The sequence below is a fragment of the Armatimonas rosea genome (genome assembly GCF_014202505.1).
Lineage (GTDB): Bacteria > Armatimonadota > Armatimonadia > Armatimonadales > Armatimonadaceae > Armatimonas > Armatimonas rosea.
The window spans coordinates 119,778-136,399 of the sequence record NZ_JACHGW010000006.1 but is presented as its reverse complement, the minus strand read 5'-3'; the positions used below and the strand labels follow the sequence as shown (position 1 = coordinate 136,399).

Annotated in this window: 17 protein-coding genes; 7 read left to right on the top strand and 10 right to left on the bottom strand. The window is 62.6% G+C overall.

Features of this window, described 5'->3' with window-relative positions; all coding sequences use genetic code 11:
- The first annotated feature begins 18 nt into the window (after positions 1-18).
- From HNQ39_RS25670 to HNQ39_RS25655, 4 genes are all read left to right on the top strand, one after another.
- On the top strand, positions 19-600 hold the full coding sequence (locus HNQ39_RS25670; protein WP_184203454.1) for a sigma-70 family RNA polymerase sigma factor: 582 nt from the start codon (positions 19-21) through the stop codon (positions 598-600).
- Positions 597-1,427 (top strand): hypothetical protein, encoded by an 831-nt coding sequence (locus tag HNQ39_RS25665; protein ID WP_184203453.1) that lies wholly within the window; start codon positions 597-599, stop codon positions 1,425-1,427. The genes HNQ39_RS25670 and HNQ39_RS25665 overlap by 4 nt, the downstream gene beginning before the upstream one ends.
- A gap of 249 nt (positions 1,428-1,676) precedes the next feature.
- Complete coding sequence (locus tag HNQ39_RS25660) at positions 1,677-2,360, top strand: hypothetical protein (RefSeq protein WP_184203452.1); 684 nt, start codon at positions 1,677-1,679, stop codon at positions 2,358-2,360.
- A gap of 38 nt (positions 2,361-2,398) precedes the next feature.
- Positions 2,399-3,046, top strand: coding sequence for a cyclase family protein (locus tag HNQ39_RS25655; protein WP_184203451.1), 648 nt, complete (start codon positions 2,399-2,401; stop codon positions 3,044-3,046).
- On the opposite strand, the gene HNQ39_RS25650 is transcribed toward HNQ39_RS25655, so the two are convergent.
- Positions 3,043-3,672 carry a hypothetical protein gene (locus HNQ39_RS25650; RefSeq protein ID WP_184203450.1) on the bottom strand — a complete coding sequence of 210 codons (630 nt, stop codon included), beginning with the start codon at positions 3,670-3,672 and terminating at the stop codon, positions 3,043-3,045. The genes HNQ39_RS25655 and HNQ39_RS25650 overlap by 4 nt on opposite strands.
- Positions 3,673-3,888: 216 nt before the next feature.
- On the opposite strand from HNQ39_RS25650, the gene HNQ39_RS25645 reads away from it, so the two are divergent.
- Both HNQ39_RS25645 and HNQ39_RS25640 read left to right on the top strand, forming a co-directional pair.
- Positions 3,889-5,031, top strand: coding sequence for a Gfo/Idh/MocA family protein (locus HNQ39_RS25645; RefSeq protein WP_184203449.1), 1,143 nt, complete (start codon positions 3,889-3,891; stop codon positions 5,029-5,031).
- An 88-nt stretch (positions 5,032-5,119) separates the two neighbouring features.
- The gene (locus tag HNQ39_RS25640) at positions 5,120-5,707 is read left to right on the top strand and encodes a pentapeptide repeat-containing protein (protein WP_184203448.1); all 588 of its coding nucleotides are present in this window, start codon (positions 5,120-5,122) and stop codon (positions 5,705-5,707) included.
- Position 5,708: 1 nt separating this feature from the next.
- Here HNQ39_RS25640 and HNQ39_RS25635 read toward each other — a convergent pair whose 3' ends face one another.
- Genes HNQ39_RS25635 through HNQ39_RS30735 form a run of 6 tightly spaced genes read right to left on the bottom strand, consistent with a single transcriptional unit; the run spans position 5,709 to position 11,995 of the window.
- Positions 5,709-6,320 (bottom strand): sugar transferase, encoded by a 612-nt coding sequence (locus HNQ39_RS25635; RefSeq protein WP_184203447.1) that lies wholly within the window; start codon positions 6,318-6,320, stop codon positions 5,709-5,711.
- A complete protein-coding gene (locus HNQ39_RS25630) occupies positions 6,317-7,321 on the bottom strand; it encodes an NAD-dependent epimerase/dehydratase family protein (protein ID WP_184203446.1) in 1,005 nt (334 codons plus the stop codon). Before HNQ39_RS25630 ends, HNQ39_RS25635 begins: the two co-directional genes overlap by 4 nt.
- Complete coding sequence (locus HNQ39_RS25625; RefSeq protein ID WP_184203445.1) at positions 7,318-8,484, bottom strand: glycosyltransferase; 1,167 nt, start codon at positions 8,482-8,484, stop codon at positions 7,318-7,320. The genes HNQ39_RS25630 and HNQ39_RS25625 overlap by 4 nt, the downstream gene beginning before the upstream one ends.
- Complete coding sequence (locus HNQ39_RS25620; protein WP_184203444.1) at positions 8,481-9,353, bottom strand: glycosyltransferase family 2 protein; 873 nt, start codon at positions 9,351-9,353, stop codon at positions 8,481-8,483. Before HNQ39_RS25620 ends, HNQ39_RS25625 begins: the two co-directional genes overlap by 4 nt.
- Positions 9,354-10,418 (bottom strand): glycosyltransferase, encoded by a 1,065-nt coding sequence (locus HNQ39_RS25615; RefSeq protein ID WP_184203443.1) that lies wholly within the window; start codon positions 10,416-10,418, stop codon positions 9,354-9,356.
- Between the two features lie 2 nt (positions 10,419-10,420).
- The gene (locus tag HNQ39_RS30735; protein ID WP_184203442.1) at positions 10,421-11,995 is read right to left on the bottom strand and encodes an O-antigen ligase family protein; all 1,575 of its coding nucleotides are present in this window, start codon (positions 11,993-11,995) and stop codon (positions 10,421-10,423) included.
- 36 nt (positions 11,996-12,031) lie between these two features.
- Here HNQ39_RS30735 and HNQ39_RS25605 point away from each other — a divergent pair, with 36 nt between their 5' ends.
- Positions 12,032-14,314, top strand: a complete 2,283-nt coding sequence (locus HNQ39_RS25605; RefSeq protein ID WP_184203441.1) for a carboxylesterase family protein — start codon at positions 12,032-12,034, stop codon at positions 14,312-14,314.
- Here the strand turns inward: HNQ39_RS25605 and HNQ39_RS25600 are convergent.
- Genes HNQ39_RS25600 through steA form a run of 3 tightly spaced genes read right to left on the bottom strand, consistent with a single transcriptional unit; the run spans position 14,301 to position 16,582 of the window.
- Complete coding sequence (locus HNQ39_RS25600; RefSeq protein ID WP_184203440.1) at positions 14,301-15,017, bottom strand: glycerophosphodiester phosphodiesterase family protein; 717 nt, start codon at positions 15,015-15,017, stop codon at positions 14,301-14,303. The two genes, HNQ39_RS25605 and HNQ39_RS25600, sit on opposite strands and share 14 nt — an antisense overlap.
- Positions 15,018-15,073: 56 nt before the next feature.
- Positions 15,074-15,403, bottom strand: coding sequence for a VOC family protein (locus HNQ39_RS25595; RefSeq protein WP_184203439.1), 330 nt, complete (start codon positions 15,401-15,403; stop codon positions 15,074-15,076).
- Positions 15,404-15,433: 30 nt separating this feature from the next.
- A complete protein-coding gene (steA, locus tag HNQ39_RS25590) occupies positions 15,434-16,582 on the bottom strand; it encodes a putative cytokinetic ring protein SteA (RefSeq protein ID WP_184203438.1) in 1,149 nt (382 codons plus the stop codon).
- Between the last annotated feature and the right edge of the window lie 40 nt (positions 16,583-16,622).

The window sequence follows — 16,622 nt, the reverse complement described above, 5'->3', positions numbered from 1 at the left end:
CGAGCGATCTGGTAAGTAGTGAACCAGCTCTTGCTCCGGCGCCCCTTTCGTAGTTTTGCGCGCTCGTCGCCGCCCGCAGATAGCGCGGTGGTTGTCCAGCTCCGCGACGCCCACCTCGCCACGGTCTTTGACTTTGCACGGCGGCGGCTTCCCACCCGCGACGATGCCGAGGACGCGACCGCCGAGACCTTCGCCGCCGCGTTTTCGTCGGTGGCCCGCTGCCCCGCCGATGCGTCCCTGCACCGCGCCTGGCTCCTAGGGATCGCCCGCCGCAAGGTCGCCGACCTGCACCGCAAGCGCTACCGCCGCCGCGAGAGCCTGGTCGAGTCCCTCCCCGAGCCGCCCGACAGCGCCCCCACCCCCGAGGCACACGCGCTCCGTGCCGAGGACGCGCTCCAGCTCCGGCGTGCCGTGCTTGCGCTTCCGCCCAACCAGCGCGACGCCCTGCTCCTGAAGTATGTCGATGGCCTCACCATGCCCGAGATCGGCACCGTGCTGGGCAAGTCCGAAGCCGCCGTCAATAGCCTCATCCAGCGCGCCCGCGCCACGGTCTTTGCGCGCACCGCCGCCCACTTTCTCCCCGAGGAGTCCACCCCATGACCGAGCCTGAGCAAACCCAGTCTCTCCAAGCCGCCTTCCCCACCGAGCCTGTCCGTCCGGAGCTAAGCCAGCGCATCGAGAACCTCACCCCCCTCACCCCGACCGTCACCGGCTACAAGCTCAAGTTCCGCCACATCTTTGCCGTGTTCGCAGTTTTATGGATCGGGCACAATGTCCCAACAGCGCTCAAGATTGCCAAACAAAACCTCGCTCCAGTGGGCTATCATACCCGCTTGTACCTATACAATCTGTCCAGCACTAATAGACAAAAAGCGGAACGGGTCTTACGTCTTGAAAGCTGGCACAGAGGCGGTAAGATCAGGACTAATACTCTCGACATGGAAGGAAGACTAGAAACTATCGACATTTACGCAGATCACACTAACTTTAGTTATAACAAATCGCTAAATACCGTGACAATAACTCACATGCCAGAGATAAAAGTTTCACCATACGAAAGATATAAAACAATTGCCATAAACACAATTCCTATATTGCTATTTCGCACCCGTGATAACCGCCCAACAGAGTTTAAATATGGAAAGCAGCTACGTGTTGCCCGTATAGGATCAAAGAATTATTATTATGATCCAGAGACGGAGTTGGTCATTCAAATTAAAGAGTTAGACAAGGGGAAATCACAAATGGAGGTGGAGACAAGTGTACACATACCTGACTCCGTGTTCTGGGTGGATTTTCCCAAAGATGCAAAGCGCACGGAGACAACGTGGACTAATAGTAATGGCAGACCATCTACCTACCAACCTGACTATTGGAAATTACTTACCGAACAAGTTAAACAGTATACAGTGGGCCAACATCCTTAGTTAAATAAAATATTAGGCACTTTAAGTTGTCGGGTAGTCAGCCCATGTCACCGGCGTTCTTCCCATGCCTCGGGGTGGTCTCTTTATGTCACGGGGTAGTCGGCCCATCGTAGCGGCGAGCTGCCCATGCTTTAGAAAAGACTTACCATACCTCGGTACACACTGCCCATCTAGGAGGAGAGGGTTATTGGCAAAGTGTACACACTCTATTGTATACTATACTAACGCTTTACAATGGAGGGAGCTACTATGCCCACAACAAAGACCGTTAATAACCTACCCGTTTTAAATAAGACCATCACCCACTGGGATAAGGTCGAGACAGCACTAGGAGAGAGAGTCCTTCTGCCCGATGGTGCAACACACGATGTAGCGATTGACCTTGCGATGAGCATTCAAGACGCCGAGACTGCCGTAACTGTAGAGCGAAATGCGCTCTCGGCGGCGCAAGGGACACGCGATGCCACACGGCGGGCGGCTCACACGGTCGCCCAGCAGGCACGCCTCTCTCTCAAGGGACTGGCAAAGAACGCCCCCGATCTCTACGGGCTCCCCACACTCCTTGCCATCACCAGTGCCCCCGCCGTGCTGCTGGAAAACTACACCGATATCGCCAGTGTCTGGGAGCGGGTCAATGCCCTGCCCCAAGCCCGCGTGCCAGCCGCAAAACTCCCCCTGCGCATCCCACTAGAGGAGAACAATGGGATCGTCCACATTACCCTGGAGCAGTTCCGGGCGCGGATCGACGCGCTACGGGCCGCCGCCGACACCCTCGCGACCGCAGAGAGCACGGTCACCGAGGGGATTGTGGAGCGTAAGCGCCTCCATGAGCAAGCGGGCACCGTCGTGAAGGACTATGCGGGAGTCGCGCGCGGCCTTCTCCCCGCCGGCCACGCGCTCCTCAAGACCATCCCGACCCTAAGTGCCGGGTAGAGCAGGAATCCCACCGCGCCTGTCGAACTGTCTCTCTCATGAGCAACTTAGACATCCGCGATATCTCCTACCCCCTTCGTGAGGGTTTCCCAGTCTGGCCGGGGCACGAGCCGGTGAAGCTAAAGATCGTCAAGAGCCACGAAGCCGGCGACGAAGTCCAGGTCACGGACATGGCGATTGGGTGCCACACCGGAACCCACCTCGATGCCCCCCGGCACTTTGTGGCAGGCGGCGGGCTGGTGGACAAGCTGGACCTCAACACCCTGATCGGGGAGTGCACCGTGGTCTGCTACGATGGCGACGGGCCGCTGGATAAGGCATGGTTCGAGGCGCAGGCGCTCCCGAATCCGGTCACGCGGCTTCTACTGCACTGCAAAATCCACGATGGCAAGCTCGACGAGAGCCGGTTCTTCTCGAACTATGTCGGGATCACCGAGGACGCCGCGCAGTACCTGGTAGAGCGCGGGCTCAAGCTGATCGGGACGGACTATCTCTCGATTGGCCCCTTCTACGGCGGCAACCCCGAGACCCACCGGGCGCTACTGGGGCCAGCGGTGATTATTGTCGAGGGGCTGGACCTACGAGGCGTTGCGGCGGGAACCTACACCCTCGTCTGCCTGCCGCTGAGCCTCCCCACCGATGGCGCGCCTTGCAGGGCGGTCTTGCTCCCGGCGGGGGCGCTCTAAGCGGCGCTACGGTAGAGCTTGCGGGGGTTGCTAGGAGCCTCTTCCACGGGCTCCGGCACCGACTCGAACGACTGGTCTTCGCCAAGCGGGCGGAGCTCCATCATGGGCATCCGAATCACTACCGGTTCGTCGTTTTCTTCGACCAGCTCTACCTTAGGCGGGGTCATGGTCGTGAGGGTCATCGGGCTGGGCGCGGTGTCGTCGGTGAGGCTCAGGCACTGGATCAGCTGGTCGAGGCCATCAAGGCGCTCCTTCCCTTGAAGGGTCACGCGCTGGTGGTGCTCGGTGAGCTTATCGCGCTTGTCCCACAGGGCATCGACCGCCTCGGTGATCTTCTGAACCTGGAGCTCGAAGTGCTTGTCCTGGTTCTGCAAGAGGCCCGCGATGCGCGCTTTCTCTTGCAACACTTCCGCCAAGAGCTGCTGGAGGGTTTTATTCTTCTCCTCGACCGTCGCGGCCAAGGCAGCGCGCAACGCGGGGAGTCGCTGGGCATCCTCGGTCTCCTTGGGGAAGGCCTGGAGCATGGCGTACGCCGCCTCGACCGTCACGTTTGCGGGCACGGCGGCGGGAGGCGGAGGCGGGACGGGGGCGGGTGGGGGTGAGGCCACCGGTGTCGCTTCGATCACAGGGGCAGGCTCGTCAGCGGTCCCCTTTCCTACAAATCCACGTAAGCGCTCAGTCAATCTCATAGGTTTCCCTCCTATATTCGGTAAATCTCCACCAAAAATGTAGGCTAATTCCCCCCGCGATCCCGGTGTTGTGGCGGGAGGAATCCGGCCCGTGTTTGGCGAAACGAGACCGGGCAGGGCCAGGTGTGCACTGCCGCAGGAGAGAAAAAGCAAATGAGCAAGCGTGTTGGAATCGGCGTCGTCGGATGCGGCAGTATCGGCATTCGTGGCGCCCTGGATCATCTCATTCTCGAAGACGTGCAGGACCAGGTTCACTTGGCTGCCTGCTGTGACCCCGCCCCCGGCCGCGCCCAAGCCGCCGCGGAGAAGTACGGTGTCGCTGCCGCCTACGAGACCGAGGACGAGCTGTTCGCGGACCCGAATGTCGATATGGTGATTATCTGCTCCCCCATCGGGCTGCACTACCAGCAGGGCATCAAGGCGATCGAGGCGGGCAAGCACATTCACTTTAATAAGACCATGACGGTCACCAGTGGCGAGGCCCTCGACCTGATCGCCCGCGCACAGGCCAAGGGTGTCCACCTGGTCGCCTCCCCTGGCCAGATGCTCCGCCCCACCAACCAGAAGATCCGTGAGATTGTCCGTGGCGGTGGCCTGGGCAAGCTCTCCTGGGCCGTGGCCGGCGCTGCGTTTGGTGCCTACCATGAGAACGAGGGGGTCCGCACCGGCGACTCTCCGCTCACCAATATCAACCCGAGCTGGTACTGGCGCAAGCCCGGTGGCGGCCCGCTCTACGACATGACGGTCTATGCGCTGCACTCGCTGACAGGGGTCCTGGGACCGGCAAAGCGCGTGACAGCGATGTCGGGGATCGGGATCAAGACTCGTCACTTCAAGGGCGAGGCCTACGAGTGCGACGCCGACGACAACACGGTCATTCTGGCGGACTTTGGCGACAATGTCTTTGCCTTTATCCACGGAACCTTTGCCGGGATGGTGAGCGAGTTTGGGCAGCCCAGCTACTTCGGTGAGAAGGGGCAGATTGTCGGCACCAAGCTGAACGGCGAGCCGATTGACTACCCCGGTAAGGCCGAGGGGCTCTCCCCGCTGCAAGTGACCCCACACGTCGCCGGCAAGTACGCCGCGCACGGCAAATTGGGTGAGCACCATGTCTACGAAGACACGATGCAGCTGGTGCGCTGGATCCGCGAGGGCAAGCCGTCGATCGTGACCGCAGACCACGCCGCCCACGTCATCGAGATTATCGAGGCGGGCTACGCGGCGGCGGAGACGGGGGTTACGCAGGTGCTCAAGACCACCTTCACCCTCCCTGACGACCTCACGGCGGCCTCATGAACGAGGCCCCACCGCTTCGCTGCTGGCCTTCGGCCTCGAAGTCGCTCCGCGACAAGGGAGGGAACAGACCAGTGAGGCGGTGGGGCCTGTGAGTCAGGTGAGCTTGGATTTTTCCCACAAGAGCTTCGTGGAGGTCTGCTGGCAGGGCGAGGAGTACTCGCGATGCAAGTTTCTGAGTACGAACTTTCAGGAGGCGGAGCTGACCGGGTGCCACTTCGACGAGTGTGATTTCTCGGGGGCGCGGCTCAATGCGGGGCTGTTTTCCCAGTGTAACTTCACAAACTGCCGCTTTGTGGGAGCTAGTTTTTTTGTGGCTAGTTTTTCGGAGTGCCGCCTGCTGGGCTCAGACTTTACCAGCGCCGATCTGGGAGGCGTCACCTTTAGCGACTGCGACCTGAGCTTTGTTAATTTTCGCCACCAATCCCTCAAGAAACAAAATTTCAGTGGGCAAAAGCTCGCCGGGGCCGACTTCTACGGCGCCGACCTCACCGAGGCTAACCTGAGCAACGCCGATCTGACGGAGGCCAGCTTAGCAGGAGCAACGCTGCTCAAGACCGATCTGCGGGGGGCGACTCTGGATCGCGTGGACCTGAAGACCGTGACATTTGACAAGACCAAGCTCGATCTCAGCCAGGCCGGTTACTTCGCCCGCTGCTACGGCGCCGAGCTCGGATAGCCTACTTATTACCGCGTGCCGTGGCAACCTCCGCCAGCGTGCGCCAGAGAATCCACAGGTCGAAGCCGAGAGACTGGCGCTCTAGGTACTCCGCATCGAAGCGTACTTTTTCGTCATCGGTGAGGTTGTCGCGGCCATTGACCTGCGCCCAGCCCGTGATTCCCGGTCGGAGCGCGTGGACCCCGCGTGCCTCACGGTCGGCATTTAGCTCGGTCTGCGATGGCAACGCGGGGCGCGGCCCGATAATACTCATCTCCCCTCTGAGCACGTTCCAGAGCTGCGGCTGCTCGTCGACGGAGGTCTTGCGGAGCCACGTACCGACTCGGGTATAGGGCTCTAGACCGGAGGCACGGAGCTCGGCAGTCGAGAGATTGGGGGTGTCGGTGCGCATCGAGCGGAACTTGAGCAAGACAAACTCGTGGCCCCCTCGCCCGACTCGGCGCTGGCGAAAGAGCACGGGGCCAGGCGAGTCGAGGCGGATCAGCAGGGCAAGCAAGAGCCAGAGTGGCGTGAGAAAGACCAAGCCGAGTAGAGCGAACCCGAAGTCGGCGAGGCGCTTGATGAGGGCGGGGTAGAGGGTACGAACACTCCCCCCGCTTCGTTCGTTCCTCACTCCGCGACCCCCTCTCCCTCTTTTTCCTCCTTCGTCGGGAGGAGAGGGGGTGCCGAGGAACGAGGCGGGGGAGTGCTCAAGGGGAACCCACCCCCTCTGTCTCCCCCTCCCTTCGTCCCCGCGAAGCGGGAAACAGAGCGAAGGGAGGGGGCCGGGGGGAGGGATGCCGGGAGGGATCCCCGGTACACATTGTCCGCCGCGAGCTTTCGGACTTGGGCAACGCCTGTGCGGCCCTTGAGCACCCGTGCCGCAAGCAGTGCGAGGGGGAGCGGTAGGGCAAAGGGCTTCCCCCCGAGCGCCACCACGATCTCCCGGAGCGTGTAGGGAGCGGCATCGGCGATCACGAAGCGCTTCCCTGCCACGGCCATCGAGCCCATGCGAGCCAGTGCGATCGCGGCAGTGGCGGCGTACTCCACCGCGCAGAGGGTCTTTTTGTTCTGCCCATCGCCCGGAATAAAGAAGCGACCTGTTCGAATGGCAGTCTCTAGCTTAGCGATATTGCCCCGATCCCGTGGCCCGTAGACGGTCGCGAGGCGCAGGTGAACGGCAACCGCGCCGACATCGTCGGCCCAGCGGTCGATGAGCTTTTCTGCGGCGAGCTTGGAGGCGGCGTAGGGCGTTGCCGGCGCGGGCGGGGCGTCCTCCGCGACTCCGGTGCGCGGTGTGCTCTCGCCGTAGACCGCGACGGTCGAGAAGAACAGAAAGCGCGGCGGGCGCTCCGGGTTGCAGGCATCGAGGAGCTGCCCGGTGAAGCCCACATTGACCTTGTGGTAGTCTTCCTTCGCGGCGTCTGGCTGGTGCACGAGGGCGGCGCAGTGGAAGATGACGTCGGCATCGGCGCAGCAGGAGAGGTCGCTGACAACGCGCACGACTCCCGGGGGAAGCTCGGCATCGGCTCGGCGGACGAGGCCACGGACTTCGTGAAAGCCCCCATCGGCGAGCAGGGCCTCACAGAGCGCGTAGCCGACACAGCCACTGGCACCGGTCACGAGGGCGATCATGGGGCCACTCCGAGGGTTTTGTAGATCTCTAGCCACTCGGCGATACAGTGCTCTCGGGAGTAGATCTGGCGCATCTTCTCACGCCCTGCACGCCCCAGAGCCTTGCGCTCGTCGGGGGTCAGAGCCAGAACCTCCTCAAGGGCGGCGGTAAGCGCCTGGACCGTCTGCTCTTTTGCAATTCGGCCACAGCCACTGTCCACCAGATCGACACAGCCCCGGATCGGGTAGCACACGACAGGAACCTCCATGCAGAGAGCTTCTTGCACCGCGCACGGAAGTCCTTCCTGGAGGGAGGGAAAGAGAAAGATATCGGACGCGGCGAGGATCGCCTTGGTATCGCGCCGGAACCCCGCAAGATGAACATTCGCCTTGTCCCCGCCCGCAAGCTGTGCCTGAAGCGCCTCCCACTCCCGCCCATCGCCGACCAGCACCAGCACCGGAGCTCGCTCCTGGTTTCGCTTCCGTACCTGATCCAGAACTGCAAGCGCCTCTTTCTGGTTCTTGCGCGGCAAGAGCTCCCCGATACAGGTAATCAAGAGCCCACCGTCGGGCACCCCAAACTCGGCGCGGAGGGCTTGACGCGTCTCTGCGGGCACCCCTGCCGGGTCGAACACCTCCACCGAGACCCCCACCCCATGGGTTGCAAAGACGCGATCTTTCGGCATCAGCCTCTGCGCTTCCTCGAAGTCCCATTGATTTATTGTCAGCACCGCGTCGGAGAGAAAGCGCCCCGCGAAGCGCTCAATCGCCCGGTAGAGCACATTGGTAAGCCTCCCCCCGAGGGGATGAAAGTGGAAGCCATGGGCCGTATAGACCCGCACTGGCTTTCGAGCTCCCCCCTTCTTGGGGGCGGGAGGGACTGCCAAGGTCGCGGCGAGCCGGCCAAGCAGCCCGCCACTGGGATTGTGGCAATGGATAATATCGGGCTGGATCTTTTTGATGAGCCGTACAAGCTGCACGAGGGCCCAGATATTACGGGGATCGAGCGGATTGCGCTGCACCGAGAGCGGGTGGAGGAAGTCGGCGTGCTGCGCGGCATCGTCCTTGAAGCGCGTGAACTGGCACGCAACATGGGTCTCGTAGCCCGCCGCTCGTGCCCCATCGAGCTGTGGCAGCATGACATAGACAATGTGATCCAGGGTCGAGACATACAGGAGCTTCACCGAAGCGCCTCCTGTGCCGCGGCGATCATGGCTTGCTTGTCGGGGTTGCCGCGTGTTGCGAGCTTCTTCAGCGCCAGCGCAAGCCGAAAGACACCCTTCACGCCCCGCTCGGAGCCGGGCCAGTACTTGGCGACATACTGCAGCGACGAGAGATGCGTGTTGGCGTAGGTGCGCGGCTTCTCCGTCTTCCACGACTGCCCGCCCGTGTGGACAATCCGCGCCTCGGGCCAGTACAGCAGCTTGCCGCCGTGGCTCGCGAGTTTTCGGCACAGATCGACATCTTCGTACATCAGAAAGAACTGCTCATCGAAGCCCCCCACCGCCTCCCAGGCAGCACGACGAAGCAAGACAAATGCTCCAAGCACGCACGGAACTGCCTGTGCCTTCGTTTCGTCGAAGCGTGGAATCGCATCCCATCGGCGATAGGGAAAGAACGCCTTGGCGCACTCCGAGAACACCGTCGGGAAGCGCCGCGCGCACTCCCACTGGAGCGAGCCATCGGTGGACTCCACGCGGCAGGTCATCCCACAGACTTCGCTGGGTTGTGCGGCAAGATATTCCACGCAGCGCTCCAGCGTGCCGGGCTCGGGGATAATCGTATCGGGGTTGAGGAGGAGCAGAAACTCACCCGTTGCGTGTTGCGCGGCAAGGTTGTTGGCCCGCGCGAACCCAATGTTTTCGTCGAGCGCCAGAACACAGACAGCAGGAAACTGCTCTCGAACCGCCTCGACCGTTCCATCGCCGCTGGCGTTATCCACGACGATCACTTGGCTAGCCCCCTGCCCCCCAGAACGAGGGGAAAGCGAGGACAGGCACTTGAGCACGTCGTCCTTGCAGCGGTAGGTGACAATTACAATGGAGAGCTGCATCTATGCCTTCAGCCTCCGCAACGTCCTTTTCACCATTCCTTTAGCGAACCCGCGCGGATTGGAGACCGTAGTCAGATGGATCGGGCCTAAATCCGCCCACAATCCAAATTGCTCAAACAGAGTGGCATTGCGTTCCTCACGCATCCGTTGTAACCGTGCGAAAGCAGCACAACGAATTGTGTCCCTGAGCTCTTGCCTTTCTATAAGCTCCGATAGTTTTTGTGACCAGTCATCAAGAGTGGAAGCTAAGAAACCATCCTCGCCATCCCGCACCGACTCAGCAAAACCACCCCAGTTGCTTGCAACCGTCGCGGTCTCTAGGATTGCCGCTTCTTGCCATTTCAGCTCACTCTTGCCTTGGTTAAAGCGAGTTTGGGCAAGAGGAGCCAGGACGATATTTGTCCAGCGCATCACTGCTGTGAAGTTGTCCCAGTCCATCAGCGGTAAGGTTAGAATCTGTGATTGCCTGGATCTGAGAGCCTCGGGAATAGTGAGTGGTCCCATGAGAACCAGCCGAAGCTCAGAGTAGGTTCCTAAAAGAGCGCTTAATGTCTCACCAATCACAGCAAAGTCTGCATCATGTGTCGGGGTTCCTGACGGGTAGAAAAGCCGAACTTTCCCTCCTAGGTTAAGAAATTTAGCCTGTAGATCGGGCGACAATGCCAACATGGGGATTTGTCGAGCATCGGCAACATTTCGGGCAACGACAACGTCTTTTGCACCCGCCTCGCTCGCAAACTCCGCAAGAGCATTTGTCGAGACCAGCACCCCATCTGCTTGGCGAAGCATCGCCAGATGGAGCCCCTCTTCAAATACCAGATCGTCCGCGCCGTAGATCAGGGTTGCGCCGGACTTTCGGACGGCGTCGGCGAGGGCTTGGCCCTCTCTGTTGGCGCAGATACGGTGCAGGACGACAATATCGTGCTCCAGGCGAATCACGGGGTCGTAGATAGTGGCGACATCGGCGGTGTGGCCGGCAGACTTCAGCGCCTCCGCGAGGTGGGTGCAGCGATAGCGGGTGACGGCACCGTCGAGGGGGTCGCAGGAGACAAACAGGACGCGCACGGTTAATTACCTCTCCCCACCCCCTCTCCCGGGCGCTCATTCTTCGCTGGGAAAGGGGCTTTACAAACCAGATGAGCTCCCCTCTCTTTCCCAGTGAGGTACGAACGCCCGGGAGAGGGAGGGGCAGGGGGTGGGAGAGGTTTTGTGCCCGCCTCGCAGCGGCAGACATAGACCCCCACGAGGAGCCAAAAGACCGGCCAGGTGTAGTAGTACTCAAAGACATTGGCACTCACCGCGTGGACACACTCACCGGCCAGATAGGCGATCAGCGCCATTCCCAGTGCCTTCAGGCCGGGATCGTCGGTGGTGCGCTGCCAGCGCCCCAGCACCCAGAAGAGGCCGATCAGCATCGCGACTAGCCCCAGCGCACCGGGGATTCCTAGCTCGGCGAGGTAGGCGATGTAGTTGCCATCCGCCACGATAGTCGAGGCCGCCCCGGAGCGCGACGCCGCATACCCCACCGAGCCGAGGCCCATCCCCGACGGGTGCCGGACGAAGATATCGAGCCCCGCGTTCCACTGGTGCGCCCGGTCTTGGCCAAACTTACCGTCGAGTGCCCCCGTGTTCTCGATCATCTGCACCCAGAACTTCACCTTGGGGTTGTCTGTGAAGAAGAGAAAGAGCCCCGCTGCCAGCGCCGTGATCGAGCCCAGCGCCACGGTCAGTCGCCACGAGTAGCGTCGCCAGAGCAGGATCAGCACGACCACACCGACCACCCAGCCCACTGTGCTCCCCCGCGAGACCGAGAGAAAGAGCGCGGCTGTACTGAGCCCCCAGAGCCAGAAGTACCGCCCCACAGCTCGCCGGCTCAGCGTGAACCACGAGAGGCAGTAGAGCGAGACAAAGGCCGAGAGCGAGCCAAAGACATTCTCCTCAAAGAGCAGCGACTGCATGCGGGCGTAGCGCTTCCAGAAGTCCACGGCACTGCTGATCTGGTCATCGACCTGCATCGCCCACTTCGCCACCTCCGGGCGTGCGGTCTGGGCGAGCTTGGCCGTGAACTCCGGGCGAAAGACATAGTCGGCGATTGAGAGAACGGCCAGACAGACATAGGTCACCAGAAGCAGGCGCACCAGGCCGGCGGCCTCGCGGGCGCTGGGGCGAATCTGGCGGATCGCGAAGTAGCCGATCACGGGCGGCAAGGCATAGTGCCAGCCAAAGAGCAGAACAAAGGGGTGCTGGTTCTCAAAGGCGATCAGCGAGCCATAGCCCACACTCACCACCCAGACAAGGGCGGGCCAGTCGTCGCCGTAGAGCTTCAGCCGCCGTCGCTCCAGAGTGGCACGCAGCACAATCGAGACCCAGATCAAGGCGACGAGCAGATCGGGCCAGAACTTGATCCCCATCAAGACAGTCGGGAGGTTGAGCTCCGCCCACGCGCGGAAGAGCGGGTAGATCGGAAAGAAGACCAGCATCAGCCAGAACCCGGCAATCGGGCGCCGCATCAGCCAAGAGCACACCCCCACTCCCAGACAGGCGACCGTCAAGGCGATCCCAAAGGGCTTGAACGCAATCCCCGCGACACAGGCGGAGATCGCCAGGAGCGCGAGGAGGAAGGTCTTGAGTGGAGCGGGCACGAGAGCATTATACTCGCCTCGGGTACAATGCCTGGCATGAAGCAAGGTGTGATTGAGTTTCGGCAGGGCCTCGTGGCCGCGCCCAGTGGCGGACGGGGCGGGCGGTTTGCCTTCTCGGCGGACAACCTCCAGGCAAAGATAATCGGCAAAGAGGGGCTGGAGAGTATCGCCTGGTCCCCCATTCAGTCCAGTGAGAGCGGCGAGTTCTCCGGGCGCGGGCTGGGTCTGCTGCGCTTCACGGTGGAACTCAGTGCGCCTCAGACATTTCTCCTGGCGGCCAGTGGGCATAGCATGGCCTATGTCAATGGCGAACCCCGGATCGGGGATGTCTATAGCGACAACCGGATCGCTGTGCCCGTGCGGCTCAAGGCGGGCAAGAACGAGCTGCTCTTTCCAGTAGGCCGGGGGCGCTTCGCGGGCAAGCTCGTGCCGGTGACCTCCGAGATCTCGATCAATACGGCAGAGCTGACACAGCCCGATCTTGTCCTGGGCGAGAGTGCACCGGTCTGGGGAAGCGTGGTCGTGGTCAATGCCAGCGAGAAGACCCAGCGCGGGCTCAAGATTCTCGCCAATGGCCGTGTAACCCCGATCCCTCCTCTGCCGCCACTGAGTGTCCGAAAGGCCGCCTTCCAGCTCGTGCCTCCGCGGGGGCTCATGGGTGAGGAGCTGCCCGTGACCCTACAAGTGGGCAGCGCGACGGCCAGCATCTCTCTCCGGGTTCGCAAGCCGACCCTCACCCACCGCCGGACGTTTATCAGCAATGTCGATGGCTCGGTGCAGTACTACGCGGTCAATCCGGCGCAGAAGCCCGCCCCAGACAATGCGCTGATTCTCTCGCTCCACGGGGCCAGTGTGCAGGCACAGGGTCAGGCGGAGGCCTATGGCTCCAAGGAGAGCGCGACCCTCGCCGCCGCCACCAACCGCCGCCCCTACGGCTTCGACTGGGAGGACTGGGGCCGCCTGGATGCGCTGGAGGTCTTCGCCGATGCCCAGAAGCGCTACCCCCACGACCCCACCCAGCGCTACCTCACCGGCCACTCGATGGGCGGACACGGCACCTGGTCGATTGGCTCGCTCTTTCCGGGGCAGTTTGCGGTGATCGGGCCGAGCGCGGGCTGGATCAGCTTCAACAGCTACGGCGGTGCCAACCGTGTCGCGAGCACCAACCCTGTCACGGCTGCCTTTAGCCGCGCGGCCAACCAGTATGATACGCTCCTCTTCAAGGAGAACCTGAAGCAGACCGCGATCTACGTGGTGCATGGCGATGCCGACGACAACGTCCCGGTGAGTGAGGCCCGAACCATGCGCAAGGAGCTGGAGGCGATTGGGCACCCCAAGCTCCTCTGGCACGAAGAGCCGGGCGCGGGGCACTGGTGGGACAACGACCCCAAGACCCCGGGTGCGGCCTGCGTGGACTGGCCCCCGATGGTGCGCCTCTTCAACGCCTGCCGCCGCGACGAGCACCCGGAGACGGCGGCCCTCGTGACGGTCAACCCCGCGGTCAGCGCCACCAACGCCTGGGCGACTCTGGAGCAGCAGACCGCTGCATTAGAAGTCTCGTCGTTTAATCTTCGTCGGGAGGGTAGCAAGCTCACAGGGACAACCAAGAACGCGGCGCGGCTCTCGGTGGGTCTCGCCGGGATTCGCGAGATCGTCGTCGATGGCCAGACACTCAAGCACGACGGTGGCCCACTGACGCTAGAGAACTCCGGCACGGACTGGAAGACGACGCGTAAGGCCCTGCCGACCCTCGCCAAGAGTAACCTGCGCTCGGGGCCGTTCAAGCAGGCCTTCACGCAGCGCTTTGTGCTGGTCTACGGCACTGCAGGCTCGCCGGAGGAGAACGCCTGGAGCTACGCCAAGGCACGCTTCGATGCCGAGCAGTTCCTCTACCGCGGCAACGCCTCCCCGGACCTCCTCCCCGACACGGAGTTCGATCCCAAGCGCGAGCGGGACCGGAGCGTGATTCTCTACGGCAACGCCGATACCAACCGGCTCTGGAAGCAGCTCCTTGGCACCTGCCCGATCAAAGTCCACCGCGACGGTATCGTCTTTGGCAATAAGAGCAAGGCCCTGCGCCAGCCCGATCTTGCCTGCCTCTTTGTCTATCCCCGCCCGGACTCCGCAGTTGGGCTGATCGGGGCGATTGGGGGGACGGGCCTGCCGGGCCTGCGCCTCACCGAGCGGGTTGCCTACTTCACGTCGGGGACCCCCTACCCGGACTGGTGTGTCTTCGGGTCCAAGATGCTCACCGAGGGCATGGGCGGCGTCCTAGAGGCAGGCTTCTTTGCCAACGACTGGAGCCTCACCGGCGCTTGACCGACTTGAGGTAGGCGATTAGCTCCGCGGGGTGGTCGGTCTGGAGGCCGGTAACCCCGCGGGCGATCACGGGCTCCCACTGCGCCGGGCTCTCCCGTGGGTTCTCGATATCGGCCCAGACCTCCGTGCCCAGCGTCTTCGCGGCAGCGATCGTCTCGGGGGGCAGGTTGTAGGGGCCATCCAGGAGCTCAAAGGGCCACTCCTTCAGGAAGGCAATCATCCCCTCGGGCGTCTTGGCGGTCTCCGGCGGGCTAGTCATAACACAGACCTGGGGCGCGGCTCTCTTCCACGCCACCGCCCCTTCGGTTGACGTATACGCAAAGACACGCTCCGTGAGCTTGTAGCGCTTGACGAGGGCAAAGGCCTGCTCGGGATCGACCGCCTTACAGTCGAGATAGAAGCCCATGCGCCCCTTGGCGGTCTGGAGCAGCTCTTCAAAGGTCGGGATGCTCTCACGCGTGCGCTCCGGGAAGCGGGAGTCGCGGAGGGTGAGCGCCTTGACATCGGCGAGGGTCAGCTCGGCGAGCTTTCCCTTACCATTGGTCGTCCGATCCACTGTGCTATCGTGGAGGATGACAATGTGGCCATCTTTGGTGGTCCGCAGGTCGCACTCCACAAAGTCCACCCCGACTTGAATCGCGGCCTCCAGCGCGGCGAGGCTGTTCTCCGGGTCGTGCGTGTGGGTGCCCCGGTGCGATGCCACGACAAACCTGCCCCGGTGCTGCGGTAGCCGGGCCCTCGGCCAGCGCGGTGCCTGTCTCACTGGGGCACCGTGTCCCACGTGATGATCTCGACATGCGTCCCGCCAGGCGCCTCCAGATAGAACGAGCGCGTCCCATCGCGGTGGGTCTTGATCGCCTTCTCGTGCTTGGCCGCCAGCGTCTCCAGCTCCGCCAGCGAGACACGCCACGCGAGGTGATTGGGGTGCTGGTCCTTCACCACAAACGCCAGCCGCGCCCCGCCCGCCTCCACAAAGGCCCAGGTCGCGTCCTGGTAGAGCACGCTCGCCCCGACATGCTCCACATACCAGGCCACGGCATCGGAGATATCGGGGACAACCTGCGCGACATGATCAAAGACAAATTCCATACCCCGAGTGTACCTGACCCACACGGGCCACTAGCGATGGAGCGAGCGGAGCCAGAAGTTAATGAGCTGCCAGGCGTTCTTCCCCCACTCGGTGCTGGCGGCGAGGACAATCACGGGAAAGAGCGCGGAGAGGGAGAGGAAGAAGAGGAGGGGCGAGGCCGACGGGTGCTTGCCGTAGAGGCGGGAGACCCCGCGGGCATCGACTAGGCGGCTGCCTACCTTGAGGCGCACCAGAAACGTGCTCGCCATGCCCCCGCGCCCCTTGTCCAGAAAGTCTTCCAGGTTGGAGTGCGTGCCCACCGCAACAATCAAGTCCGCCCCTTTTTCATAGGCGAGGAGCAAGGCGGCGTCTTCACTCGTCCCCGCTGTCGGAAAGAGCGTGACCTCGACTCCCAGCGCCTCGACCCGCTCCTTGCCCGGCGAGCGGCCATCGGCGTAGGCATGGACCACGATCTCCGCGCCACAGCGCAGCGCCGCATCGCTCACGGAGTCCATGTCCCCAAGAACCAGCTCCGGGCGGACCCCCAGCGCGAGGAGGGCATCGGCGGCTCCGTCGACCGCGATCACGGCGGGCTTTTGCTCGCGGAGGTAGCTGGTCAGGCGCTGCAGGTCCTGCTCGTAGCCCTCCCCGCGCACCACCACCAAGACATGCCGCCCGGTGAGGTTTGTCTTCAGTGTCGGCAGCGCGCCCGTCTCCAAGAGAAGCGCCCTCTCCTCGGGTTTTTCCAGGAACTGAAGCGTGTTTTGGGCAAAGCGCTGGAGCTCCGCATCCAGGTTTTTCCGGGCGGCCTCTAAGCGATCTTCCAAGAGAGGGAGCGTCAAGAGCTCCAGATCCGCCAGACGCCGGTCGGAGAGTCGGAGCCGCTCCCCGTCTTTGAGGACCCCAAACAGATCACAGCCGGGTAGCTCGTAGAGGGGAATTCCCGCCTCCAGAAGCACACGTGGGCCACGGTTGGGATAGCGCCCGGTGACAAACGGCTGGCAGTTGATAATGGCCGCGGGGCGTGCACGAAGGAGCATCTGGGCGGCAACGGCATCCAGGTCGGGGTGATCGATCACAACAAGGCAACCGGGTGAGAGGGTTGGGGCAAGCGCCTTGGTACGCCGCCCAAGACGGACCTCCAGGGTGTGCGACTGTGCCTTTTCTTTTCCGCGAGTGAACCACTGGCCTCGAGTCATCGTGTTAAGAGATTATATCCCTGCTCCGACAGCGGAACAA

What these genes read in the sequence shown, in the direction of transcription:
- HNQ39_RS25665 (WP_184203453.1), top strand. Translation starts at nt 597, where the DNA reads ATGACCGAGCCTGAGCAAACCCAGTCTCTCCAAGCCGCCTTCCCCACC.
- HNQ39_RS25660 (WP_184203452.1), top strand. Translation starts at nt 1,677, where the DNA reads ATGCCCACAACAAAGACCGTTAATAACCTACCCGTTTTAAATAAGACC.
- HNQ39_RS25655 (WP_184203451.1), top strand. Translation starts at nt 2,399, where the DNA reads ATGAGCAACTTAGACATCCGCGATATCTCCTACCCCCTTCGTGAGGGT.
- HNQ39_RS25645 (WP_184203449.1), top strand. Translation starts at nt 3,889, where the DNA reads ATGAGCAAGCGTGTTGGAATCGGCGTCGTCGGATGCGGCAGTATCGGC.
- HNQ39_RS25630 (WP_184203446.1), bottom strand. Translation starts at nt 7,321, where the DNA reads ATGATCGCCCTCGTGACCGGTGCCAGTGGCTGTGTCGGCTACGCGCTC.
- HNQ39_RS25620 (WP_184203444.1), bottom strand. Translation starts at nt 9,353, where the DNA reads ATGCAGCTCTCCATTGTAATTGTCACCTACCGCTGCAAGGACGACGTG.
- HNQ39_RS25605 (WP_184203441.1), top strand. Translation starts at nt 12,032, where the DNA reads ATGAAGCAAGGTGTGATTGAGTTTCGGCAGGGCCTCGTGGCCGCGCCC.
- HNQ39_RS25595 (WP_184203439.1), bottom strand. Translation starts at nt 15,403, where the DNA reads ATGGAATTTGTCTTTGATCATGTCGCGCAGGTTGTCCCCGATATCTCC.
- steA (WP_184203438.1), bottom strand. Translation starts at nt 16,582, where the DNA reads ATGACTCGAGGCCAGTGGTTCACTCGCGGAAAAGAAAAGGCACAGTCG.